The following is a 25,210-nucleotide window of genomic DNA, read 5'->3' on the forward strand; positions in this document are numbered from 1 at the left end:
AAATCAGGAGCCGACGGCAGTCATTAACGATGAAGAGTAATAGGAAAGGCACCGGTATGAAAAAACGTATGAGATGGATTCCTGTCCTGTATGTGGCTCTGTTCCTGCCATTGACGCTTGTCGCCAAGGCAGGGAGCGAGGACTGGAGTCCAGTGGCTGAGCAGGTGAACGAGCAGCTCGACTCAGCCCTCGAGGCCTACCGGGCCGGTGACCCCCAGGCTGCGCGCCGTGGCGTGATCCAGGCCTATTTTGGGCCCTTTGAAGGAGAAAAAATGGAAGCGGCCATCCGCAGTCAGTTCGGAATCGAACCGGCCTTCCTTCTCGAACGGCAGTTTGGGGCATTGCGCAAGGCCATCAAGCAGGGCGCGGAGCTTCATCGGGTGAGCGAACTCGCCGAACAGTTGCAGGCGGCGCTTATGAGCCAGGCAGACAAGCTTAACGAAGCCGGTGTGCCACGAATCGTATTCGAGGTGAACCAGTGATGAGCCGATGGATGTTACTGGTGGTCAGTCTGATCCTTCCCGCCGCCGGCATGGCGGCAGCGGCCGAGCGTAATAACCTGGATGCCGGCGCCGTCATCCAGGATCTGGTTGCCCGTGGCGATGCGACCATGGATGGGTACGCGCCGGACCAGGGGGTGGAGGCCATGGATGCTTTTTCCGGTCTCTATTTTGACGTGTTTGAGGGCTCAGGCCTCGAAACGGCTGTTGGTATGAAGGATCCGGGACTGAAAACCCGGGTCGAATCCCTGTTCGGTGCCGTGATCGGACTTGCTGGTAACGGTGCTGCGGCACCAGAAACAGCCGGGGCCTGGTCTGAACTCCGCACCGCTCTGACAGAAGACGTTGCGCCTCTGTTTGATCAGAAAGCCGTGGGATTTGGCGGGATTGTGCTGCAATCCTTCCTGATCCTGGTGAGGGAAGGGTTTGAAGCGATGCTGGTGGTCATGGCATTGGCCGCCTACTTGCGCCGGTCCTCGGCTGGCGCCGGAATGTCTGCCCTGTACGTGGGTATCGCACTGGCGTTATTGGCCAGTGTATTGACCGCCTATGGTCTGAACATTCTGTTCCAGGCTTCCGGGGCAGCTCGAGAGGCTCTGGAGGGCGTCACCATGCTGGTGGCATCCGCTGTCTTGCTGTATGTCAGTCAATGGTTGCTGGCAAAACGCCAGGCGGATAAGTGGCAGGCCTATATCCGCAAGAAAGTCGACAGTGCTTTGTCCGGTGGGCAGCTCTGGGCCCTGGGGCTGGCAGTTTTCCTCGCGGTGTATCGGGAAGGGGCAGAAACCATCCTGTTCTTCTATGCCCTGGCTGGGCAGGCACAGGATGCCGCATTACCGATGTTGCTGGGTGCCAGTGGTGCGGTTGCTGTGTTGGTGGCGGTATTCCTGCTGATGAGGATGGCGTCCCTGCAGCTGCCGTTACCGATATTTTTCAGCGTAACGGCGGCTTTGCTTTTCTATCTGGCCTTCAGCTTTGCCGGTACCGGCGTTCTGGAGTTACAGGAAGCCGGCTGGGTAGCCATCACGCCCGTCATCGGTGTGCCTCGCCTGACCTGGCTCGGCGTGTACCCGACCCTGGAAACGCTGCTGGCCCAGTCGCTTGTATTACTGCCGCTTGCACTGACTTTTGCGTGGGTGTGGCGGCGCCAATCCTTTAAAGCGGTCTGAAGGACCGGTTCATGTTTAACGGCCAAAAAACAGGAGTGAGACGATGAAAAAATACACACGGGTTCTGACGGCCAGCGCCTGGCTGGCGAGTTCTGCACTACTTGCCGGTAATGCCCTGGCCGGGGAGGTCATGATTGGCGAGCCGGTGGAGGTGAACGGCATGGAGATTGGCGCGGTCTATCTGCAGCCGGTCATGATGACCCCGGAACTGCCCGGTATGGGAGACAAAGACATTCACCTGGAGGCGGATATTGTTGCGATGCCAGGGAACAACAGCGGCTTCGGCGCAGGAGCCTGGGTGCCTTATCTCGGCGTCACTTATACCCTGACCAAACTGGATTCTGACTGGTCAGCCAGCGGTGCCTTCATGCCCATGGTCGCCTCGGATGGACCCCACTATGGCGCCAATATCAAGCTCGATGGCCCCGGTAAGTACCATGTGACCTATCACATCGATCCGCCCCCGTATCAGGGGTTCTATCGCCACAAGGACAAAGAGACCGGCGTTGGTAAGTGGTGGGCTCCGTTTGATCTGGAGTGGGACTTTGCTTATGTGGGTACCGGTAAAAAGGGCGGCTATTGATATCTGATTGGCTTTTTCTGACCTCGGGCAAGTTTCATGGCATCGGTCTGGATTACAGTGGAAAGTAAATGCTGACTCAGAGGCCGACTGCCATGGACATAAAGCCTGAATCCAGCGGCTTTGAAATCTTCCCCTGGAACCGGAATTTCGAGACCGGTCTGGAGGAAATTGATAAGCAGCATCGGGTTCTTGTCGATATCCTGAATCGTCTGGCAGAGCATTTCGCCATTGAGGGAGCGGAGCTGAATTGCTCAGTTATTCTGGATGAACTCCTGGCTTATACGGCTTTTCATTTCGAATGTGAGGAGACTATCTGGAACAATGCCTTGGGTAATTGCGACATGGCCCGAAATCATCACGATTGCCATCAGATGTTCTTTGCCCAGATTCAGGAGCATCGACAGAGCCAGGCACCCAGGGAGCAGATCCTTGAGGAGTTGCTGACCTTTCTTACGCGATGGCTTGCCTTCCATATTCTGGAATCTGATCGAAGAATGGCGCATACCGTCAAGGCCCTGGAAAGAGGCGTCCCTCTGGAACAGGCCCGGCATGAGGTGGATTCAGAATTGAGTGGTTCGATCTCCGTGTTGGTCAATGCCTTACTTGAGATCTATGGCAAACTCTCCGAAACGACCGTTCAGCTGATACGAGAAAAGAATGCCCGGTTTCGGGCAGAAGACGAATTGGTCCGCATACGTAACGGGTGACAGGTGTGCATTAACAGGATCAAGAGCCCGGGAAAAGAACGGCTCCCGGACTCATATCCCACTCCAGACCGTCCAGCAGGTTTTTCAGTGCCAGACCCAGTTCGGTATCTCCCTCAATAACGAGGCGGCGCTGAAAGAATAGCTGATCCGGATCCTGTCGCCGCTCTGCCAGGGTGACAAACGCCGACAGTGATCCTCGAATCGTGGCCTCCCCCGGGCCGTCCACGACCCGCAAGCGGCCTGCCCAGAACCCAAGGGTGATGCCCGGATGTCCCCCGTTCAGCTCGAGCCTGATCCGACGCCCTTCGAAATCGTCAAACTCCCCGTCCGCCATCGCACTCGAAAACAGACGGTTCAGTGGTGCTTCCGCAGCGATCTGTTTCACCGGCATGGGGACCTGACTGTCCAGCGCGCCCAGTACAGGCGCGGGTGAGGGCAGGTATTCCCGCAGCATGGCAACCGATTGGCCAAGCAGATTATGGCCGGTGAGGCTGCTGCGCAGGTGTGAAAGTCGACCGATGCCGGGTAATGACATAATCGATGGCAGTACCGCGTTCGGCAGGGGCGGTTTAGGAAAGGACATGGTCATGGGTTCTCCAGGCAGCACAGATCATGCTCAGAGTACCGGATTACCCCATGAACCGATTTGACTTAACTCAGGTGCACGCAGGGGATCAGCCTTTGTGCAGGCCTTCTTCCACAGCCCAGACGGCCACTTCAACACGGGAGCGAAGGTTAAGCTTTTTCAGCAGGTGTTTGACGTGGACCTTGACCGTGCCGTCACTGATGTCCAGCTTACGGCCAATCATCTTGTTGGACAGGCCCTCGGCGATCAGACGAAGGATGTCCTTCTCCCGCGGCGTCAGGCTGTCATAGTCAGGGCGAGAGGTTTGCTGTGGCTTGTTGGAGCGAAGCGCTTCCGCAAGCAGGGTGGTCAGCCGGTCACTGATCACCATTTTACCGACCGCTGCCTGGCGAAGCTGATCGATCATGTCCTCGGGTTCCATATCTTTCAGCAGGTAGCCGTCGGCCCCGGCGCGCAGAGCTGCTACCACGTCATCTTCCTGGTCGGATACGGTAAACATCACGATTCGAGAACTGACGTTCTGCTCCCGAAGCTTTTTCAATGCCTCTATACCATCCATTTCCGGCATGTTCAGATCCATCAGGATCAGATCCGGTTCCAGCTCTGTCGCGAGGCGAATACCGTCAGCGGCGTTGCTGGCTTCGCCGGCAACATCGATATCGTCTTCCATGTCCACCAGCTGTTTGATGCCCTGTCGGAGCAGCGGGTGGTCGTCAATTAGCAGAATACTTGCGGGTGATTCAGGCATGTTATCTCTCTTGTTGATTCAGGCGCTGGAAGCTTCGGTCGGGATAAGGTTCCGGCTCTTGGGAACGAACGTCAAGGCGACTTCCACGCCGCCGACCTCCCGGTTGGATACGGCTATTTTACCGCCAAGGGTTCGAGCCCTGTCCTGCATGATAATCAGCCCGTAGTGATTGACCGGCTGGCCTCCTCCGGGCAGTCCCTTGCCGTTATCCCTGATCCAGACCTGCACCTGGGGGGAATCGAACAGCACTTCTACGGAGATGCTGGTGGCATCGGCATGTTTGACTGCATTGGCAAGCCCTTCCCGAACGATCTGCAGGGTATGGATCTCTTCGTTGGGCGACAACGTCTGCGGTGGTAGGTTGTACTCCAGATGAACCGGTTTGCCAAGGCGCTCAGAGAATTCTTCAACGGTTTTGCGCAGTGCCGTTGCCAGATCCGGCGTGTCCAGCTTAAGACGGAACGTTGCCAGCAGTTCGCGCAGTTGGCGGTAGGCACTGTTCAGCCCTGTGCTGAGCTCGTCCAGAATCGCCTCATGAGCCTGTTGCTGTTGACCTTCGATATTCAAACGGCGTAGCCGGGCGACCTGCATCTTAAGGTATGACAGTGACTGTGCGAGAGAGTCATGAAGCTCCCTTGCGATGACCGTGCGCTCCTCAGCCAGAGTGATCTGTTGCTCCTCCGTAATCTGCCGTTCCAGGAAGATCGCGGTGGCCAGCTGGTCGCTCAGGGTTTCCAGCAGGCGTCGGGCAGTTTCAGACAGCCCCTTTTCCGCCGGATACCAGACTTCGAGTGTGCCCAATAGCATCCCCGGGGTGCGAATCGGCAGTAGCAAGCGACGACCGTCGTTATTCTCGCCCGGCAACTCATCGAAGGTTTCCGGTGTGATCAGGCAGGCATTGCAATGATGGTCCCGACAGTAAAAGGGGCGCTGTTTCGTGGCCGTGGTTACAGCTTTCACCGGCTCCGACGACTCACGGTCATGAAGGTAAAGGTGTATCGGCCCGATGCCAAGCAGAGACTCCAGCTCCTGCAGCATGGGTACGGCGCCGCTGCAGAGATCGTGGTTAGCAAACAGGTTACGGCTGGCGGAATGCAGGAGTTGCAGCGCGGAGTGGCTCTTCTCAAGCTCCTCGGTTTTGGTGCGTACTCGCTCTTCCAGTTCGTAATAGGTCAGGGCCAGTTCGCTGGTCATCTGGTCAAAAGCCTGGCCCAGTTGAGCCAGTTCGTCGGAGCCCTGGAGGTCGGCTCTCCGACTGAAGTCCTGTTCACCGACCGCACGAGCAATCATAACCAGCTTCTGCAGTGGGCGCAGTATGCGTTTTTTCAGATCAAGGAACAGCGCGACAATGATCAGGATCGAGAATGCAAGGCTGATCACTTGAATCAGGTGCAGAAGGTCGATGCGCGCCTCTGTTCGTTGCTCCAGCATGGACACCAGCTGATCGACACTTTCTACGTAGCGCTCGGTGATACCGTAGGCCTGGCCGTCGATCGGGGTTCCGAGCACATGCCCCTCGAGGGCCGGGCGCAAACGGCTGTGCCACTCGTCCACTATGCGTCGGTACTGGGTTGCCAGGGGATGCTCCTCTGAGCGAGGAATCGCCCTGGTTTCGCGCACGTCACCGAGACGGGTCTCGTATTGATCCAGTCGTTGTACCAATGCTTTGTCGGATACCCCGGCTTCGCCAACCCGGGCAGAGTAGGTGAGCAGCTGGAATGCTCCCATGCGCAGGGTACCCGCAAGGTTGATGGCAGTGGCATTGCCTTCAATGCTTCGGGATACCGCGAGGGTGGTCGCCATGCTGACAAGTGCGGTAAGCACCACCGCACCGACCACAATGGCGATTCTGTTAACAAGGGGACTTCGTTGTTTCATGCAGCCTCGTGAGAGCAGACGCCTTGTCGGATCTGATACCTCCATGAGGATATCTAATTACCCCAATGGTTGGTATCCCATCTTAATCTTTGACCAGAGCCGTAGCAAAAGATGAAACTGAAAGCCAGGTTTCAAGAAATGGGTTGGCCGGATGAGGATGGATTCGGATCGTGAAGACGACCGGCTGGCGTCTTTGGCGGTCGTATTACCACTGGCGGTGGCGGGGTTTGTCATTGCTGCGGGCTGCTGGACGCTGTTTGCGGTAGCCGGTGTGCACCTGCGGGCCGAGCTGGACCTGAGCAGCCTCCAGTTCGGCCTGCTGTTGGCCATGCCCATGGCAGGTAGCGCCGTGCTCGCCATTCCAGCCGGGCTGGCCGCCCAGAAATTCGGTGCCCGGACGGTGATGCTAACCTGCCTGGCAGGGCTGGCGGTGTGTATGGTGATCCTCCTGACCACGGATACCTTCGCTGGCTACCTGATCGCTGCGTCCGGGCTGGGGCTGGCCGGCGGCTTTTACAGCGCCGGGCTGCAATTTGTCACCTGGCACTGCCGACCTGCGCACCTCGGAGTCGCTCTTGGCCTGTTCGGCGCCGGGGTTACGGGGGCCGGATTCAACTACTATCTGGTCCCATTGTTCCATGAGGCGTTCTCATGGCACGGTGTCCCACTTGCCTACCTGATTGTCCTGATCCTGCTGCTGTCTCTGCTGACCATGCTGACCGAAGAGGGGGATGCGGAAGCGGATCCGTCGGCGGAAACCTCGATCCGGGTTCTGTTCGGGCGATTGCAGCAAACCCGTGCGTTGCAGTTATGCGGTTTCTTTGGCGTCATGGCGGGCAGCTTCTTTGCCCTGGCGCTCTGGTTACCGGATTACTTTTCGTCCCAGTTCGATGTGGGGGTTGAGTCCGGGGCACGGCTTTCTCAATGGTTTGTGATTCCCGGGGCCCTGGCGCAGGTCCTGGGTGGCGCATTATCTGATCGTTTCGGAAGCGCCCGGGTGGTTAGTCGGTCTCTGGTCGTCTGCCTGGCGGCGTTGTTTGTCCTTTCCTACCCTCCCATGACGCTGTTCATTCGAGGCGTTGATACCACCATCGAGATTGAATTCTCGCTTCCCCTGATGTTTGAAAGTGGTTTCATCGTGGTGTTGGGTATGGCCCTGGGGTGCTCGATGGGGAGTCTGCAGAGACTGGTCATCGGTGGACACCGCACGATGACGGCGTTTGTAGGCGGTTTGCTTCTGGTCAGCGCCTGCTCCGTTGCCTTCGTCCTGCCGGTATTGTTTGGTGCAGCCAACCACTGGCTTGGCATCCGCAGCACGGTCTTCATGATCCTTTTCATGCTTCTTGCCGCCTGCCTGCTCCTGTTTTCCATGGACAACCGCAGACAGGAGCGGGATCAGTTTCTCCAGCGTGGGATATAAGACTCTACCTCCGGGGGGGTAGAGGGCGGTTATGTAGTAGTAACCACGCAGATTTCAAGGGTTTCATCCCACACAATGGTCTCAACGTGGAACAACGATCCGTGAAACGGGTTGATGGAGAGAGAGACCATGAGTCATTTGATCGACAAGCTGAATTACTTCAGGAAGAAGCGTGAGCCATTTGCCAATGGCCACGGCGAAACCCATGACGTCAGTCGTGACTGGGAAGATGGGTATCGCCAGCGCTGGCAGCACGACAAGATCGTGCGCTCTACCCATGGCGTGAACTGCACCGGCTCCTGTAGCTGGAAAATCTACGTCAAAAACGGCCTGGTGACCTGGGAAACCCAGCAGACCGATTACCCCCGTACCCGTCCGGATCTGCCCAATCATGAACCCCGTGGTTGCCCCCGGGGCGCCAGCTATTCCTGGTACATGTACAGTGCAAACCGCCTCAAGTACCCGTTGATGCGCAAGAGCCTGATCAAACTGTGGCGTGCGGCCAAGGTTCAGCATAATGATCCGGTCGATGCCTGGGCGTCCATCGTTGAGGATCCCAAGAAAACCGCCGAGTACAAGCCCCGTCGTGGTATGGGTGGTTTTGTTCGCTCCAGCTGGGATGAGGTCAACGAACTGATTGGTGCGGCCAACGTTTATACCGCCAAGACCACGGGTCCGGACCGCATCATCGGTTTCTCTCCGATTCCTGCCATGTCCATGGTGTCTTACGCCTCCGGTGCCCGCTACCTGTCACTGATCGGTGGCGCCTGCCTGAGTTTCTATGACTGGTACTGCGACCTGCCTCCGTCCTCGCCGCAGACCTGGGGCGAACAGACCGACGTGCCGGAATCTGCAGACTGGTACAACTCCGGCTACATCATCGCCTGGGGTTCCAACGTGCCCCAGACCCGGACCCCGGATGCCCACTTCTTCACCGAAGTCCGTTACAAGGGCACCAAGACCGTGGCCATTACCCCGGACTACGCGGAAGTGTCCAAGCTGTCCGATGAATGGCTGAACCCGAAACAGGGTACGGATGCCGCATTGGGGATGGCCATGGGCCACGTGATCCTCAAAGAGTTCCATGTTGACCAGCCCAGCGAATACTTTACGGACTATGTGCGCCGCTACACCGACATGCCTTACCTCATCATGCTGGATGAGAAAGATGGCAGCTACGTGCCCGGCCGCTTCCTGCGCGCCAGTGACCTGGTGGATGGCCTCGGAGAGGAGAACAACCCCGAGTGGAAGACCATCGCCATTGACGAGTCCACCGGACAGCTGACCGCGCCCAATGGCTCCATCGGCTACCGCTGGGGTGAGAAAGGTAAGTGGAACCTCAAACAGACTGCCAAGGGCGACGACGTCAACCTGCAGCTGTCGATGGTTGAAAAGCACGACGAAGTCGTCGACGTTTCTTTCCCCTATTTCGGTGGTATCGAGCACGACCACTTCAGGCACGTTGAAATCAAGGATGTGCTCAAGCACAAGCTTGGCACCCGTAAGGTTCAGCTGGCTGACGGCACTGAAGCTCGCGTGGTTACCGTTTATGACCTGATGGTAGCCAACTACGGCATCAGCCGTGGCCTCGGTGAGGATGACGGCGCCACCTCGTTTGATGAAGTGAAGCCATATACCCCGGCCTGGCAGGAGCAGATTACCGGCGTGCCCGCCGAGAAGGTGATCCGCATTGCCCGGGAGTTTGCCCAGAACGCGGACCAGACCAAGGGACGTTCCATGGTCATCGTGGGTGCCGGTATGAACCACTGGTACCACATGGACATGAACTACCGCAGCCTGATCAACATGCTGATCATGTGTGGCTGCATTGGCCAGAGCGGCGGTGGCTGGAGCCACTACGTCGGTCAGGAAAAGCTGCGCCCGCAGACCGGCTGGCAGCCGCTGGCGTTCGGTCTGGACTGGCAGCGTCCGCCCCGTCACATGAACGGTACTTCCTTCTTCTACAACCACGCCAGCCAATGGCGCTATGAGAAGCTGGATGTTGAAGAAATTCTGTCCCCGCTGGCGGACAAATCCAAGTTCGGTGGCAGTCTGATTGACTACAACGTCCGGGCCGAGCGTATGGGTTGGTTGCCGTCTGCGCCCCAGCTCAACCGCAACCCGCTGACCATTGCTGCTGAGGCTGAGAAGGCCGGCATGGAAGTGCCGGACTACGTTGCCAAGTCCCTGAAAGAGGGTTCTCTGGCGTTTGCGGCTGAAAGCCCGGATGCCAAGGAAAACCACCCCCGCAACATGTTCATCTGGCGTTCCAACCTGCTGGGTTCTTCCGGTAAGGGACACGAGTACATGCTCAAGTACCTGCTGGGCACCAAAAACGGCCTGCAGGGCAAAGACCTCGGTGAGGAAGGTGGTGCCAAGCCGCAGGAAGTCACGTGGCAGGATCAGGGCGCCGAAGGAAAACTCGACCTGCTGGTGACCCTGGACTTCCGGATGTCCACCACCTGCCTGTATTCCGACATCGTTCTGCCAACGGCCACCTGGTACGAGAAGAACGACCTGAATACGTCCGACATGCACCCGTTCATTCACCCGCTGACCGCGGCCACCGACCCGGCCTGGGAAGCGCGCAGTGACTGGGAAATCTACAAGGGCATTGCCAAGTCCTTCTCCACAGCAGCGGAAGGCCATCTGGGTGTCGAGAAAGACGTGGTCACGTTGCCACTGTTGCACGACGCGCCGGCAGAACTGGGCCAGCCGTTTGATGTGAAGGACTGGAAAAAAGGCGAGTGCGACCTGATTCCGGGCAAAACCGCACCCAACTTCATCACCGTTGAGCGGGATTACCCGAATACCTATGCCCGCTTTACCTCGCTGGGACCGTTGCTCGACACCCTGGGTAATGGCGGCAAGGGCATCAACTGGAATACCGAGAAGGAAGTCAATTTCCTCAAGGAACTGAACTACACCCACATCGAGGGTGCCAACGCCGGTCGTCCGAAGATTGAGTCAGCCATTGATGCCGCCGAGGTGATCCTGACGCTGGCGCCGGAGACCAACGGTCAGGTGGCAGTAAAGGCCTGGAAAGCGCTGTCCGAGTTTACCGGGCTGGACCACACCCACCTTGCCGCCAACAAGGAAGAAGAGAAGATTCGCTTCCGGGACGTGGTGGCGCAGCCGCGCAAGATCATCTCCAGCCCGACCTGGTCAGGTCTGGAAGATGAGCATGTGTCCTACAACGCCGGTTATACCAACGTCCATGAGCTGATTCCCTGGCGCACCCTGACCGGCCGTCAGCAGTTCTATCAGGATCACGAGTGGATGCGTGCCTTCGGTGAGAGCCTGCTGGTCTATCGTCCGCCCATCAACACCAAGGCCGCAGCGCCGATGTTGGGCAAGAAGGGCAACGGTAACCCGGAGAAGGCGCTCAACTGGATCACACCGCACCAGAAGTGGGGCATCCACAGTACCTACAGTGAAAACCTGCTGATGCAGACGCTGTCCCGCGGCGGCCCCATCGTGTGGCTGAGTGAGGATGATGCCAAAGACCTGGGCATTGAAGACAACGACTGGATCGAGCTGTTCAACGTGAACGGCGCTATCGCAGCCCGTGCTGTGGTCAGCCAGCGCGTGATGCCGGGCATGGCGATGATGTACCACGCCCAGGAACGTCTGGTGAATATCCCCGGCTCAGAAGTCACCGGCACCCGCGGTGGTATTCATAACTCGGTTACCCGGGCTTGTCCGAAACCGACCCATATGATCGGGGGCTATGCCCAGTATTCCTACGGCTTCAACTACTACGGCACCGTAGGCTCCAACCGGGATGAGTTCGTGGTGGTTCGCAAGATGAAGAACGTGGACTGGCTCGATGGCGAAGGCAATGACTCAGTTCAGGAGGCTGTAAAATGAAGATCCGTTCCCAAGTTGGCATGGTACTGAACCTGGACAAGTGCATTGGTTGCCATACCTGTTCAGTCACCTGCAAAAACGTCTGGACCAGCCGTGAAGGCATGGAATACGCCTGGTTCAACAACGTCGAAACCAAGCCCGGTATTGGCTACCCGAAAGAGTGGGAAAACCAGGACAAGTGGAAGGGCGGCTGGATGCGCGATTCGTCCGGCAAGATCCGTCCCCGCATCGGTGGCAAGTTCCGGGTGCTGGCGAACATCTTCGCCAACCCGGACCTTCCGGAAATCGACGACTACTACGAGCCGTTCGATTTTGACTACCAGCATTTGCACAATGCGCCGGACAGCAAGCATCAGCCGATCGCACGGCCACGCTCTCTGATCTCCGGCGAGCGCATGAAGAAGATCGAATGGGGGCCCAACTGGGAAGAGATCCTGGGGACCGAGTTCGCCAAGCGCCGTAAGGACAAGAACTTTGATCAGGTCCAGGCGGACATCTACGGTGAGTTTGAAAACACCTTCATGATGTACCTGCCGCGACTGTGCGAGCACTGTCTCAACCCGGCCTGTGTCGCCAGCTGCCCCAGTGGCGCCATCTACAAGCGCGAAGAAGACGGCATCGTCCTGATTGACCAGGACAAGTGCCGCGGCTGGCGGATGTGTGTCTCCGGCTGCCCGTACAAGAAGATCTACTTCAACTGGAAAACCGGCAAGTCCGAGAAGTGTATTTTCTGCTACCCGCGAATCGAGTCCGGTATGCCGACGGTTTGTTCCGAGACCTGTGTTGGCCGTATCCGCTACCTCGGCGTGTTGCTCTACGATGCCGACCGCATCGAAGAAGTGGCCAGCACACCGGGCGAGCAGGACCTCTACGAGAAGCAGCTGGAAATCTTCCTGGATCCGAACGATCCGAAAGTGATCGAGCAGGCGAAGAAAGACGGCATCCCGATGAACGTCATCAAGGCTGCCCAGCAGAGTCCCGTGTACAAGATGGCGGTGGACTGGAAGCTGGCGCTGCCGTTGCACCCGGAATACCGCACCCTGCCAATGGTCTGGTACGTACCACCCCTGAGCCCGATCCAGTCAGCAGCTGAAGCTGGCAAGATCGAGTTTGATGGTGTACTGCCGAAGATCGAAAGCCTGCGCATTCCGGTCAAATACCTCGCCAACCTGTTAACAGCCGGCGACGAGAAACCCATCGTCACCGCCCTCAAACGGATTCTGGCCATGCGTTTGTACAAGCGTGCTGAAACCGTTGAGAACCGGGAAGACCTGAGAGCGCTCGAAGAGGCCGGTCTGACCAAGACGCAGGCGGACGAAATGTACCGTTATCTGGCCATCGCCAACTACGAAGACCGTTTCGTGATTCCCACCAGCCACCGTGAGCTGGCAAAGGAAGCGTTCCCGGATGCCACGGCATACAGCGAGCGCGGAGGCTGCGGCTTCAGCTTCGGTAACGGCTGCAGTGGTGGCGACAGCGATTTCAGCCTGTTCGGCGGCAAGAAGCAGACCACCAGCATGGTCAACAAGCTTGCCACCGTAAAGCAGGTCGACCCGAAGCAGCTGCAGGAATAAGGAGGTCATGATGCAACTTCTGAAAGTACTGGCCCGGGTCCTGGAATACCCCACCGAAGAGCTCCAGGCGTCCAAGGACGCTCTGGTTGCCGCGGTACTCGAGGACAGCCGGTTGCCACGGCAAAGCAAACAGCACCTGCTGACCTGCCTGGACCGACTTTGTGATGGCGACCTGCTGGATCTGCAGGAAGAGTACGTCGGCACCTTCGACAAGGGCAGGGCAACCTCCCTGCTGTTGTTCGAGCACGTGCATGGCGAGTCCCGTGATCGGGGGCAGGCCATGGTGGACCTGATGGAGGAATATCGCCGCAACGGTCTGGAACTGGATGCACGGGAATTGCCGGACTACCTGCCGCTGTTCCTGGAATACCTCTCCACCAGACCCTGGGACGACATCCAGAACTGGTTGGAGGATATTCACCACATTCTCGGGCTGCTTGCAGAGCGTCTGTTCCAGCGCCAGAGCCACTATCACGTCGCCATGGACGCCTTGCTGACCGTTGCCGGCAGACAAGTCGACCGTCAGGAACTGGCAAAAATCGTTGCCTCTGAAGAACGGGACGACACCCCGGAAGCCCTGGACAAGGTCTGGGAAGAGGAAATGGTGAAATTCGTGGATGACCAGGGCAGTTCCTGCAGCACCGGCAGCGTGGTTGGACAGCGCCGCCGTGAACTGGAACAGACCCAGACGATACACCTCAGCGACAAACTGATGGTGGATGCAAGTCCCCGTCAGGCAGGGCGCGCCTGAGGCGCAGGAGGAAAATACGATGTCCTATATCAATACACTACTGTTTGGAATCTACCCTTACATCGCCCTGATCGTACTGTTTGTCGGTACCTGGGCGCGTTATGACCACGGCCAGTTCACCTGGAAGGCCCAGTCCAGCCAGATGCTGCGCAAGAAAAACATGGTGATGGCGTCCGTACTGTTCCACGTCGGCGTGCTGGTCATCTTCTTCGGTCACTTTGTCGGGTTGCTCACACCCCACTGGGCCTACGAATGGCTGATCACCCCCGGCCAGAAACAGGTCATGGCCATCGCCGTCGGCGGCGTTGCCGGCATCATGGCTCTTATAGGCGGTGCCATGCTCGCCTGGCGTCGAATGACCGATCCACGGGTTCAGGCAAGCAGCACCACCGCTGATAACTTGATTATTCTGATACTGGTTGTCCAGGTGGTCCTCGGGCTGCTCACCATCCTGCCGACACTCGGCCACCTGGATGGCAGTACCATGCTCAAGTTCTCCGGCTGGGCCCAGGGAATCCTCACCTTCCAGGGTGGTTCCGCTGACTATCTGGCAGGCGTGCACTGGATCTACAAGACCCACATCTTCCTGGGCCTGACCATCTTCGTGCTGTTTCCCTTCACCCGACTGGTCCACATCCTGAGCGTGCCAGCGGAATACCTGACTCGCCGTTACCAAGTCGTGCGCAAGCGCGCATGACCTGACCCTCACCGGGGCTACGACGTGCCGTGGCCCCGGTCTTTTTAGGAGGTGCCGACCATGCAACTGATCCCGACCGGCGATGCCGGCAAACCCAGAAACCAGTTCCCCCCGGTATACGTAGGTGACACCCTCATCTCCGAAGACGACATCGCCCGGGAACTGCAGCATCACCCGGCCGAGGAAATGACCGAAGCCTGGCTGGAAGCCGCCAGAAGTCTGGTCATCCGCGAACTGCTCCTGACGCAAGCCAAGCGCCTGGAGCTGCCGGAAAACCTGGAGGAAGAAGCGCGCATCGCCAAACTGCTGGAGAACGAACTCGACGTTCCCGAGCCCACAGACGCCGACTGCGAACGCTTCTACGCTGCTAACCCGGCACGCTTCACAAGCCCGACCCTGATGGCCGTCAGCCACATCCTGTTGGCGGCTGCCCCGGACGACGTCCAGGAACGCGTTCGCCAGGAAGAAGCCGGACGCCAACTCCTCGGCGCTCTCCTTGATGGCCGCTCCCGGTTTTCCGACATGGCCAAACAATACTCCGCCTGCGAATCCCGCCACCAGGGCGGCAGCCTGGGCCAGATCAGCAAAGGCCAGACCGTCGAAGAATTCGAACGCCCGGTGCTCAACCTTGAAGAGGGCCTGAACCCGGAACTCATCGAAAGCCGCTACGGCTGGCACATTGTCCGGGTGGATCAACGAATCGACGGCGAACAGCTGCCCTACGACCACGTCAAACCCCAGATTCGCCAGTACCTGAGCGAAAGCGTCACCCGCCGCGCCTTCCGCCAGTACCTGCAAGTTCTGGCTGCTGAGACCGGTGTACAAGGCGTCGACCTGGAGATACCGGATTCGCCCCTGATGCAGTAATGCCTGATCAGCCCATTCGGTGTTTTGAGGACTGGCGCGGTAACCCCCTCCAAAACTGTGCGGAGCCAGGGATGGCGGAGCTCAAGCGTCACATGGACGTGCTTGAGCGGGTTTTGGAGGGGGTTGCCGCGCCGGTCAGGACTCCAAAAGTTCCAAACTACCAAGTAGCAAATCAAATCTTTGAGTTAGGTCAATTACTCCCGAATAACCCTCCGAACTACCCCCATCGGGGGAGCGATTTTTGACCAGTATCCGCCTAGTATTTAAATAGATATTTTTAATGCATGTATTTGCCAGGAGGGGCTCACCATGGGACTCATGCAAACCACCGGAACCCGATACAGCAAACCGATACTGGTTGCCGTCAACAAGCCGTTTGATGACGAAGACGGACTGCAGGCACTGCGCAGCCACCCGCTGTTCCGCAACCTGCGCTCCGGAGACCTGGAAGACCTGATCCAGCAGTCCCGCCGCCTGCGTCTCGGTCACCACCAGTTGCTGTACCGCCAGGACATGCCGGCCCATCACTTCTTCTTCGTGATCACCGGCCGCCTGCGCCTGTACCGCCTGGACTCCTCTGGCATTGACCGAACCCTCGACAGCATTGCCCCGGGTGATTGCTTTGCGGAAGTCATGATCTACGCGGATCCACCCCGCTACGCCTGCTACGCCGAAGCACTCAAATCCAGTGAAGTCCTGATGATTCCGGTGAAAGCCTACCGCGAACTCCTGGACCAGAACCCGGAGTATGCCCAGGCAGCCCTGAGCCACTATGCAAAACGAGCCGTCACCCGGTTCCACGATCTCGAAATCATGACCGTACAGAATGCGCGTGACCGGTTGATCCGATACCTGATTGACTTGCTGCCCAATGGCACTGAGCAGGGTGGAGAAGTCGAGTTGCCACTACCCAAGTGCCTCGTGGCCTCACGATTGGCCATGCAGCCGGAGACCTTCTCACGGATCCTGGCGGACCTGAAGTCCAATGGCCTGGTGCGGGTTAACCGGAGCAAATTGTTTATCTCCGATCCGCAGCGGCTGATTGAAATTAGCCAGTAACGTAGCCGGATATTCCTGAACAAACCGATAGGAGGCGCAGTGAAACCGAGAAAGCAACGACCGTTGATCTACGCCTGTTCTGGCTGCTCGGATGTCGCCCAGCTGGCGAACAACGCGGCTGTTGCGCTGGATCATGCCGGCGAGTTTGAAATGTCGTGCATATCCGGGGTCGGGGGCAAGGTGCCCGCCCTGGTGAAAGTAGCGCAATCGGGGCGCCCGATCACAGTGATTGATGGATGCCCGCTGCATTGCGCGAAGTCGTGCCTGGAGAACATCGGTGTTCAGCCGGAAGACCATGTAAGGCTCTACGAGTATGGCTTCAAGAAACACTACGGACAGAGCTACGGCAGTGAAGCCGTGGACGACGTCTGTGACGAAGTCCGGAATCGCTTTTATCAACATCAGTTAATCGCACGCCAGGCCTGAATCCGGCGATGTTTTTGAGGAACGAACGATGATCAGCAGTTACAGCCAGCTTATCCAGGCCTCCCGCGAACAGGCAGAACCACAGCGCCTGTTGTTCGTGTTCTGCCGGGCCGAGTTGCCCGACGACGCCTCCGCCTCGGAGAAGGCCGCGTTCGAACGGGGTGAGGGTGGGGCACTGACACCGGTGATCTGCGTCGACAAGACACCGGGTGAGGCGGCCGACTTTGCCTCACTGGTCGAGGAATCCCGCGCCACCGGACAACCCTGGGACCTGGTGTTTGTGGCGGCCATGTCAGGTCGGGGCGGTGTTTCCCCGTCATCGGACGAAGCCCAACAGCCTCTGACCATGATGGTGGAATCCATCCGGCTCGGGAATATCGCCAGTTATCTTCCCCTCGACACATCGGGGCAGGCCGTGTCCCTGAATTGACCCTGATCACTTACGGGGGTCTATCCAATTTGGGGTATTTGATTTCCGTTAATTTCTTCTAGTCTGGTTCTTACTATCTTGGCCAAAACTTCACATGCCCGGGGGCTCCTGTGACTCGGATTTACGGAATCCTGATCTGCCTTTGCGCCATCTTTGGTGGCGTTTCTGTATCAACAGCCGCCGCTGCGCCGCTGGCCAACTATGAACCGGTGGCCGCTCGCCAGGTGATCACCGAGGCCATGCCGGATGTCACTGAGATTCAGCCGCGTGAGGGCAACCGGGCCATTCAGGAGCTGTTTGCCGAGGGTGAATTGAAGGGGTACGCCTACCAGAGTCTGGACTTCCTTCAGACGCCCGCCTACTCCGGCAAACCCGTGAATATCGTCGTTGTGCTGGATACCGAGGGCGCCATCGTGGCCGCTCACGTGATTGAACACCATGAGCCGATCCTCCTGGTGGGAATACCGGAAAGCAAACTGCATGACTTTACCGACCAGTACATTGGCCTGAAGGCGGACCAGCGTGTGACCGTCGGGGGCAGTTCCAGCGAGACCCGGGTGGCCGTGGATGGTCTCTCCGGGGCAACCGTGACCGTCATGGTCGTCAATGAAATCATCATGAAATCCGCTCACCGGGTCGGTGCCGAACTTGGCCTGGTCAAAAACAGTGGCAAAGCGCGCCCGCCCATTGCCGAGGTGCAAACGGACGGCTTTGCCCAAAAGAGCTGGCAGACTCTGACAGGCGAAGGCTCGGTGCGCCGCCTGATGCTGACCCGAGGACAGGTGGACAACGCGTTCAAAGGAACGGCCGCTGAAGGTGTGGATCAAGCCGAGGCCGGTGAACGTGAGGAGCCGTTGATTGATCTCTACGCCGCCTACCTGAATGTGCCCACCATCGGTCGAAACCTGCTCGGTGAGAGCCAGTATCAGTGGTTAATGACCGAATTGAGAGAGGGCGAGCATGCGATCGCCGTCGTCGCGAACGGTGACTATTCCTTCAAAGGCTCCGGATACGTGCGGGGTGGGATTTTCGATCGAATCCAGATCCGACAGTTCGGTGACACCTTCAATTTCCGTGACCTGGACTACTATCGACTCAGCGATGTCTACGCCGAGGGCATGCCGGACTTCGGTGAGATGGCCATCTTCATTGTGCGTCAGCAGTACAGCTTTGACCCGGGCACCGAGTGGACTCTGGAGCTGACGGTAAAACGCCAGACCGGCCCGCTGGACAGCGAATTCCAGGTGTTCCCGCTCAGCTATCAATTGCCCGATCAATATTACACCCGGGCGGAGCCCGTGCTGACAGAAGAAGACATGCTGGCGGATCAACCCATGTGGGTGCAGGTCTGGTACCAGCGGGAGTTCCAGATCGTCGTGCTGTGTCTCGGGCTCGGCGTGCTGCTGTTCATCCTGTTCTTCCAGGACTGGCTGGTGCAGAAGCCGAAAATGATGCGCTGGATTCGCCATGGTTTTCTGGTCTATACCCTGGTCTTCATTGGCTGGTATGCCCTGGGTCAGCTCTCAATCGTCAATGTCCTCACCTTTGTGAACAGCCTGATCAGAGGGTTTACCTGGGAAACCTTCCTGATAGACCCGATGTTGTTTGTGCTCTGGGCGGTCGTGGCCGGCATTATCCTGTTGTGGGGGCGCGCCGTTTTCTGTGGCTGGCTGTGTCCTTTCGGGGCGCTTCAGGAATTGCTGAACGAAATCGCCCGCAAGTTCAAGGTGCCCCAGTACACCGTGCCGTTTACCTGGCACGAGCGGTTGTGGGCCATCAAGTACATCATCCTGCTGGTGCTGTTCGGTGTCTCTCTGGAGTCCATGGCCACAGCAGAGCGGCTGGCCGAAGTCGAACCCTTCAAAACGTCCATCACTCTGCACTTTGATCGCAGCTGGCCGTTTGTGAGTTACGCGGTGCTGTTGCTGGTTGTGAACCTGTTTACCCGCAAGGTGTACTGCCGCTATCTGTGCCCACTTGGCGCCGCCCTGGCGCTGCCTACCAAGATGCGGGTGTTCGACTGGCTCAAGCGTCGCAAGGAGTGCGGTAACCCCTGCCGTCTGTGTGACCACGAGTGCGAGGTGCAGGCGATTCATCCGGATGGCCATATCAACTACATGGAATGCCATTACTGCCTGGATTGCCAGATGACCTATTTCGATGACCACAAGTGCCCGCCGCTGATCGTCAAGCGACGGGGAAAACGCCGTGGTCATAACGCCCCTGGACACCCGGAAGAAATCCCGGTCACCCAGGTGAACTGAGTAGTCCCCATAAGAAAAACTGAAACGCAAAATCGCCATAATCAACAACGGAGTTGGATGCTATGAAGAAGCAAGAAGATCTGACCAGGGAGCAGTCTGAGGCACCGGAAGGTGGCTTGAGCCGCCGCCGGTTCATGGGCGCTGCTGCCATCGCTGGTGTTGCCGGCGCGACTGGTCTGGGCTCTGCCGTCATGTCCCGGGAAGCCTTCGCGGCCGCTGCCGAGGAAGCCAGGAACAAGTATGTGATTCATCCCGGCGAGCTGGACGAGTATTACGGGTTCTGGAGTGGCGGCCACTCCGGTGAGGTGAGGGTACTCGGCGTACCCTCGATGCGGGAGCTGATGCGAATTCCGGTATTCAATGTGGATTCCGCGACCGGGTGGGGGATTACCAACGAGAGTAAGGACGTGCTCGGGCACGACAATACCCATTTGAACGGTGATGCTCACCATCCTCATATCTCGATGACCGATGGCAGCTACGATGGCAAGTACCTGTTCATCAACGATAAGGCCAATACCCGGGTAGCTCGTATTCGCCTCGACATCATGAAAACGGACAAGATCACCCATGTCCCGAACGTTCAGGCGATCCATGGTCTGCGCCTGCAGAAGGTTCCCCATACCAAGTATGTTTTCTGCAATGCCGAGTTTGTGATTCCCCATCCCAACGATGGCAGCGACTTTAGCCTCGAGAACAGCTACACCATGTTCAACGCCATTGACGCGGAGACCATGGAAGTCGCCTGGCAGGTCATTGTGGATGGCAACCTGGACAATACGGATGCCGACTACACCGGCAAGTATGTTGCCTCAACCTGCTACAACTCCGAGAAGGCTCTGGACCTCGCCGGCACCATGCGTAACGATCGTGACTGGGCGGTGGTGTTCAATGTGGAGCGCATTGAGGCTGCGGTGAAGGCCGGTAACTTCAAGACCATTGGCGACTCGAAAGTCCCCGTGGTGGACGGCCGGCACGGCTCCGAACTGACCCGCTACATTCCGGTTCCCAAGAACCCTCATGGTCTGAACACCTCCCCGGACGGCAAGTACTTTATCGCCAATGGCAAGCTCTCTCCGACCTGTACCATTATTGCGATCGACAAGCTGGATGACCTGTTTGCAGGCAAGCTTGGAGAGGAGCGGGATGTGGTGGTTGCAGAGCCGGAGCTGGGCCTTGGGCCTCTGCATACCACCTATGACGGTCGCGGTAATGCCTACACCACGCTGTTCATCGATAGCCAGGTGTGCAAGTGGAACATTGCCGATGCCATCAAGCACTACAACGGCGAGAAGGTGAACTACATCCGTCAGAAGCTGGATGTCCACTATCAGCCGGGCCACAACCATGCGTCCCTGACCGAGTCCCGGGATGCCGATGGCAAGTGGCTGGTGGTGCTGTCCAAGTTCTCCAAGGACCGTTTCCTGCCGGCCGGTCCTCTGCACCCGGAGAACGATCAGCTCATCGATATTTCCGGTGAGGAGATGAAGCTGGTTCACGATGGTCCCACTTTCGCGGAGCCTCATGACTGTATTCTGGTCCGTCGTGACCAGATCAAGACCAAGAAGATCTACACCCGTGACGACCCCTATTTTGCCAGTGCGGTTGAGCAGGCGAAGAAGGATGGTGTGACGCTTGAAGCGGACAACAAGGTGGTTCGTGATGGCAACAAGGTTCGCGTGTATATCACCTCGGTCGCGCCTCAGTACAACATGACGGAGTTCAAGGTGAAGCAGGGTGATGAGGTGACGGTGTATGTCACAAACCTGGATTCTATTGAGGATGTGACTCACGGCTTCTGTATGGTGAATCACGGTGTGAGTATGGAGATCAGTCCGCAGCAGACGTCTTCTGTGACCTTTGTGGCGGACCAGCCGGGAGTTCACTGGTATTACTGCAACTGGTTCTGTCATGCGCTGCACATGGAGATGCGTGGTCGCATGATTGTCGAGAAGGCCTGACCTTCTCGCGCCGGGGCCTGATTGTTGGGCTCCGGTGCTCTCCTCCCAGCTTGCCAGACGTCTGGTGTAGCCTGATCGAACACATCTCCAAGAGAGTTATTGATGTATCAACATTTGCGTTATGGGGTGGCCCTGTCAGTCGCTCTGTTATCGCTGGCCGCTCATGCGGACCTTCAAGAACAGCTGGATGCGCTGGAGCCCGGTGCGTCTTTTGAGCTGCCTGCCGAACAACTCTCGCCGTTGGTGATTCGTGTGCCCGGAGTCGCGGTTTCCTGCGCTGCCGGGGCGGTCATTGATGGTGGCGGGCAGGGGAATGCGGTAGAGATTCAGGCGCCGAAGGTGACGTTCTCGGGGTGTGAGGTGCGTAACTGGGGGCGGGATCTGAACGAGCTGGATGCGGGTATTTTTGTGGCTCGCGAAGCCCGGGGCGCGGTCATCGAGGATTGTCATCTGCAGGGGCCGGCGTTTGGGGTGTGGCTGGATGCGACGCCGGATGTGACGGTGCGGAAGAATGTCATTCGTGGTGATACCAGCCTTCGTTCCCAGGATCGGGGCAATGGGGTGCACCTTTTCAATACCACCGGGGCGTTGATTGAGGGTAACGACATCAGTCAGACCCGGGACGCGATCTATATCGAGACGGCCAATGGCAATACCATTCGCGGCAATCTGATGACGGATCTGCGTTATGGCATCCACTACATGTACTCGATGGACAACCTTCTGGAGAACAACACAAGCCGAGGTACCCGGACCGGGTATGCGTTGATGCAGAGCAAGCGCCTGACGGTGTTGAACAATCGTTCCGAGAATGACGAGAACTACGGGATTTTGATGAACTTTATTACCCAGTCCGAGTTGCGGGGCAATGTGATTACCGGTGTGTCTCAAGGGCAGACGGCTGGGGTGGGGATTTCCGGTGCGGAAGGCAAGGCGGTGTTTATCTACAACTCCCTCTACAACACCTTTGCGGGGAATTATTTCGGGGACAGCAATATCGGTATTCACCTGACGGCGGGCTCCGAGCAGAACGAGGTGTTCGGTAACGCGTTTGTGAACAATCAGCGGCAGGTGAAGTATGTCGCGACCCGGACTCAGGAGTGGTCGAAGGACGGCAAAGGCAATTACTGGAGTGACTACCTCGGCTGGGACCGGGATCAGGATGGCCAGGGCGATGTGCCCTATGAGCCCAACGACAATGTGGACCGGCTGTTGTGGAAATACCCGGAGGCGAAGATTCTGATGTTCAGCCCTGCGGTGGATACGCTGCGCTGGGTTCAGGATGCGTTTCCCGTGGTGAAATCCGCCGGTGTGGCAGATTCTCATCCGTTGATGGGCCTTCCCGCTGAACTGCAATCGGAGATTCAATGAGCTGTTTTCGTCTGGAAAATGTCAGTTACCGGTACGATAAGGCCCCGGTACTGCAGGGTGTCGATCTTAGCCTGGAGCCGGGCGAGATCCTGGGGCTGTTCGGGCACAACGGTGCTGGCAAGACAACGTCTATCAAGTTGATTCTTGGGCTGATGCAGCCGACCCAGGGGAAGGTTTCTGTGCTCGGAGGGCTGGCAGGTGATCCTCAGGTAACCCAGCACATCGGGTATCTTCCGGAGAATGTGATGTTCTATCCGCAGCTGACCGGTCGCGAGATCCTGAAGCATTTTGCTCGTCTGAAAGGGGCATCCCTGAAACAGGTGCCAGCGCTACTGGAGCAGGTTGGGTTGGAAGATGCCATGGATGCCCGGACCCGTACCTACTCCAAGGGCATGCGCCAGCGTCTCGGGCTGGCCCAGGCGCTGCTGGGAAAGCCGCGGTTGTTGATGCTGGATGAACCGACGGTCGGCCTGGATCCGGTTGCGACAGCGGACCTTTATCGGTTGCTGCAGGGTTTACGGGATGAGGGGGCCGGGATCGTGCTTTGTTCTCACGTGTTGCCCGGTGTGGAGCCCTATATTGACCGGGCTGCGATCCTCACCGATGGGGCGGTCAAAGCGTCCGGTAATCTGGGATCCCTTCGGCAGCAGGCCCATATGCCGGTCTCGGTGCTGCTGACACCTGCGAATGGTATTTCCAGCCTGGAAAAGGTGATTGATGAGTCTGCAACGACCGGGCGGATGACGAAAACCGGTCAGGGCACATTGCGGGTGGATGTGCAGCCGCGGGAAAAGGTGGCCTTGCTGGAAACCGTTATGGCATCGGGTGAGGTGGCGGATGTGAGTATTCACCAACCAAGCCTGGAAGACATTTATGTGCACTTTATCGGGACGGGTGGTCTGGCCCATCGAGGAGGTCGTTGATGAGTAGTGTCTGGACCATTGCCCGCAAGGAGTTGAGTGACAGCCTGCGTAACCGTTGGCTGATGGCGATTTCCCTGGTCTTTGCCAGCCTGGCCCTCGGTATTGCCTGGTTTGGTGCTGCCGCCTCGGGGCAAGTTGGCTATGCCTCAACGCCCGCCACCATTGCCAGTCTCGCCAGCCTGGGTATTTTTCTCATTCCGCTGATTGCTCTGCTGCTGGCCTACGACGCTGTGGTTGGCGAGGAGGAGGGTGGAACCCTGTTGCTGTTGATGACCTATCCCCTCAGCCGCAGTCAGCTCCTGCTCGGGAAATTTCTTGGGCACGGACTGACCCTGGCGCTGGCGACGTTGATTGGTTTTGGGGTGGCCGGTGTTGCCATTGCCATGCTGGTGGAGGATGTCAGCGTTGCCAATCTGGCGGTGGCGATGCTCCGGTTCATTGCTTCCACGGTGTTGCTGGGTTGGGGGTTTATCGCCCTGGCCTACGTGATCAGTGTTCGGGTAAGTGAAAAGCCTGTTGCCGCAGGCCTGTCTCTGGCGGTCTGGTTCTTCTTCGTCTTGATTTTCGATTTGGTTCTGCTTGGAACGCTGGTGGCCAGCGAAGGCCAGCTCAACGCGGAACTGCTGCCCTGGTTGTTGCTGCTTAATCCAACGGATATCTACCGTTTGCTCAATATTGTCGCCTTTGGAGATGGTACTCAACTCAGCGGGGTACTGAGCCTGGGGGCAGATTTGCCCATCGGCGCTGGTGGGCTCTGGCTTGGTCTGGTGCTCTGGTTTGCGGTTCCGTTGTCCGGGGCCCTGTTGTTGTTCCGAAATCGTCGGATCTGAAAGGAGTGTTGTTGATGAAGCAAGTGACGTTGAGATGGCTGCTGGCCGGGGTTGTGGTCACCATCCTGTCAGGCTGCGGCGATGCGCAGGAACATACTGCGGTCAAACCGGCGCCGGTTAATTTTGAGAGTGGCGATGAATGCCATGTGTGCGGTATGGCGATCAGTGGTTTCCCCGGTCCCAAGGGGGAGGCCATTACCGAAAACGATCAGCAGGTGCGTAAGTTCTGCTCAACGAAGGATATGTTCGCCTGGGCTTTGCAGCCGGAAAACCGGAACCGGAATCATACCCTTTATGTGCATGACATGGCTCAGACCCAGTGGGCTAGCCCGGAAGATACTGCCCTGATTGATGCTCGGGAGGCGGTTTACGTTGTTGGAGCGGACCGGATGGGCGCCATGGGCCCAACGCTGGCCTCCTTTGCGAAAAAGGAGGATGCCAGATCCTTTGTGGAGCAGCATGGTGGTGAGATGTTGATGTTCCCGGACGTCACGCTTCAACACCTGAATCGTTCGATGTCGGGCAGCGATTCCGGAGAATTGCTCATGGAATCCATGGAGCACAGTCGCATGGATTCCATGGATCCGGAATAACGC

22 protein-coding genes are annotated in these 25,210 nt (G+C 57.9%); 19 read left to right on the forward strand and 3 right to left on the reverse strand.

Translation table 11 applies throughout. From position 1 onward, the window contains the following. Positions 1-56: 56 nt before the first annotated feature. From D777_RS06590 to D777_RS06605, 4 genes are all read left to right on the forward strand, one after another. The gene (locus tag D777_RS06590) at positions 57-482 is read left to right on the forward strand and encodes a hypothetical protein (protein ID WP_036129740.1); all 426 of its coding nucleotides are present in this window, start codon (positions 57-59) and stop codon (positions 480-482) included. Then, positions 482-1,669, forward strand: coding sequence for an FTR1 family iron permease (locus D777_RS06595; RefSeq protein WP_036129743.1), 1,188 nt, complete (start codon positions 482-484; stop codon positions 1,667-1,669). Before D777_RS06590 ends, D777_RS06595 begins: the two co-directional genes overlap by 1 nt. 43 nt (positions 1,670-1,712) lie before the next feature. After that, complete coding sequence (locus D777_RS06600; protein WP_036129745.1) at positions 1,713-2,252, forward strand: iron transporter; 540 nt, start codon at positions 1,713-1,715, stop codon at positions 2,250-2,252. 68 nt (positions 2,253-2,320) lie between these two features. Beyond that, positions 2,321-2,959, forward strand: a complete 639-nt coding sequence (locus D777_RS06605; protein ID WP_051668986.1) for a bacteriohemerythrin — start codon at positions 2,321-2,323, stop codon at positions 2,957-2,959. Positions 2,960-2,978: 19 nt separating this feature from the next. On the opposite strand, the gene ubiT is transcribed toward D777_RS06605, so the two are convergent. The 3 genes from ubiT to D777_RS06620 all read right to left on the reverse strand — a co-directional run bounded on the left by ubiT (position 2,979) and on the right by D777_RS06620 (position 6,171). Continuing rightward, positions 2,979-3,548: a ubiquinone anaerobic biosynthesis accessory factor UbiT gene (gene ubiT / locus D777_RS06610; RefSeq protein ID WP_227501700.1), complete on the reverse strand. Its 570-nt coding sequence runs from the start codon at positions 3,546-3,548 to the stop codon at positions 2,979-2,981. Between the two features lie 85 nt (positions 3,549-3,633). Beyond that, positions 3,634-4,293 (reverse strand): two-component system response regulator NarL, encoded by a 660-nt coding sequence (gene narL, locus D777_RS06615; RefSeq protein ID WP_036129746.1) that lies wholly within the window; start codon positions 4,291-4,293, stop codon positions 3,634-3,636. Between the two features lie 18 nt (positions 4,294-4,311). Then, positions 4,312-6,171 (reverse strand): histidine kinase, encoded by a 1,860-nt coding sequence (locus tag D777_RS06620; RefSeq protein WP_036129749.1) that lies wholly within the window; start codon positions 6,169-6,171, stop codon positions 4,312-4,314. 157 nt (positions 6,172-6,328) lie between these two features. Here D777_RS06620 and D777_RS06625 point away from each other — a divergent pair, with 157 nt between their 5' ends. The 15 genes from D777_RS06625 (at position 6,329) to D777_RS06700 (ending at position 25,207) form a co-directional block, all read left to right on the forward strand. Then, the gene (locus D777_RS06625; RefSeq protein WP_227501701.1) at positions 6,329-7,591 is read left to right on the forward strand and encodes an MFS transporter; all 1,263 of its coding nucleotides are present in this window, start codon (positions 6,329-6,331) and stop codon (positions 7,589-7,591) included. A 129-nt stretch (positions 7,592-7,720) separates the two neighbouring features. Then, positions 7,721-11,461, forward strand: coding sequence for a nitrate reductase subunit alpha (locus tag D777_RS06630; RefSeq protein ID WP_036129756.1), 3,741 nt, complete (start codon positions 7,721-7,723; stop codon positions 11,459-11,461). After that, positions 11,458-13,035, forward strand: a complete 1,578-nt coding sequence (gene narH / locus D777_RS06635) for a nitrate reductase subunit beta (protein ID WP_036129764.1) — start codon at positions 11,458-11,460, stop codon at positions 13,033-13,035. The genes D777_RS06630 and narH overlap by 4 nt, the downstream gene beginning before the upstream one ends. 10 nt (positions 13,036-13,045) lie before the next feature. Further along, positions 13,046-13,786 (forward strand): nitrate reductase molybdenum cofactor assembly chaperone, encoded by a 741-nt coding sequence (gene narJ / locus D777_RS06640; RefSeq protein ID WP_036129766.1) that lies wholly within the window; start codon positions 13,046-13,048, stop codon positions 13,784-13,786. Between the two features lie 19 nt (positions 13,787-13,805). Then, positions 13,806-14,483, forward strand: coding sequence for a respiratory nitrate reductase subunit gamma (gene narI, locus D777_RS06645; RefSeq protein WP_036129768.1), 678 nt, complete (start codon positions 13,806-13,808; stop codon positions 14,481-14,483). A gap of 60 nt (positions 14,484-14,543) precedes the next feature. Then, positions 14,544-15,350 carry a peptidylprolyl isomerase gene (locus tag D777_RS06650; RefSeq protein ID WP_036129777.1) on the forward strand — a complete coding sequence of 269 codons (807 nt, stop codon included), beginning with the start codon at positions 14,544-14,546 and terminating at the stop codon, positions 15,348-15,350. Between the two features lie 309 nt (positions 15,351-15,659). Then, positions 15,660-16,409: a Crp/Fnr family transcriptional regulator gene (locus tag D777_RS06660; RefSeq protein ID WP_036129782.1), complete on the forward strand. Its 750-nt coding sequence runs from the start codon at positions 15,660-15,662 to the stop codon at positions 16,407-16,409. Positions 16,410-16,448: 39 nt separating this feature from the next. After that, entirely contained in the window at positions 16,449-16,835 is a 387-nt protein-coding gene (locus D777_RS06665; protein WP_036129785.1) for a putative zinc-binding protein, read from the forward strand. A gap of 28 nt (positions 16,836-16,863) precedes the next feature. Beyond that, entirely contained in the window at positions 16,864-17,265 is a 402-nt protein-coding gene (locus D777_RS06670; protein ID WP_036129788.1) for a hypothetical protein, read from the forward strand. 149 nt (positions 17,266-17,414) lie between these two features. Continuing rightward, positions 17,415-19,529, forward strand: coding sequence for a transcriptional regulator NosR (nosR, locus tag D777_RS06675; RefSeq protein WP_036129990.1), 2,115 nt, complete (start codon positions 17,415-17,417; stop codon positions 19,527-19,529). A 62-nt stretch (positions 19,530-19,591) separates the two neighbouring features. Next, entirely contained in the window at positions 19,592-21,490 is a 1,899-nt protein-coding gene (nosZ, locus tag D777_RS06680) for a TAT-dependent nitrous-oxide reductase (RefSeq protein WP_036129791.1), read from the forward strand. A gap of 102 nt (positions 21,491-21,592) precedes the next feature. After that, positions 21,593-22,861, forward strand: coding sequence for a nitrous oxide reductase family maturation protein NosD (locus D777_RS06685; RefSeq protein WP_036129793.1), 1,269 nt, complete (start codon positions 21,593-21,595; stop codon positions 22,859-22,861). Beyond that, positions 22,858-23,784 carry an ABC transporter ATP-binding protein gene (locus tag D777_RS06690; protein ID WP_036129796.1) on the forward strand — a complete coding sequence of 309 codons (927 nt, stop codon included), beginning with the start codon at positions 22,858-22,860 and terminating at the stop codon, positions 23,782-23,784. The genes D777_RS06685 and D777_RS06690 overlap by 4 nt, the downstream gene beginning before the upstream one ends. After that, positions 23,784-24,614 (forward strand): ABC transporter permease, encoded by an 831-nt coding sequence (locus tag D777_RS06695; protein WP_036129799.1) that lies wholly within the window; start codon positions 23,784-23,786, stop codon positions 24,612-24,614. The genes D777_RS06690 and D777_RS06695 overlap by 1 nt, the downstream gene beginning before the upstream one ends. Positions 24,615-24,628: 14 nt before the next feature. Then, the gene (locus D777_RS06700; RefSeq protein ID WP_036129800.1) at positions 24,629-25,207 is read left to right on the forward strand and encodes a nitrous oxide reductase accessory protein NosL; all 579 of its coding nucleotides are present in this window, start codon (positions 24,629-24,631) and stop codon (positions 25,205-25,207) included. The last annotated feature ends 3 nt before the right edge of the window (positions 25,208-25,210 follow it).

The organism is Marinobacter nitratireducens (genome assembly GCF_000708045.1).
Taxonomy (GTDB): Bacteria; Pseudomonadota; Gammaproteobacteria; order Pseudomonadales; family Oleiphilaceae; genus Marinobacter; species Marinobacter nitratireducens.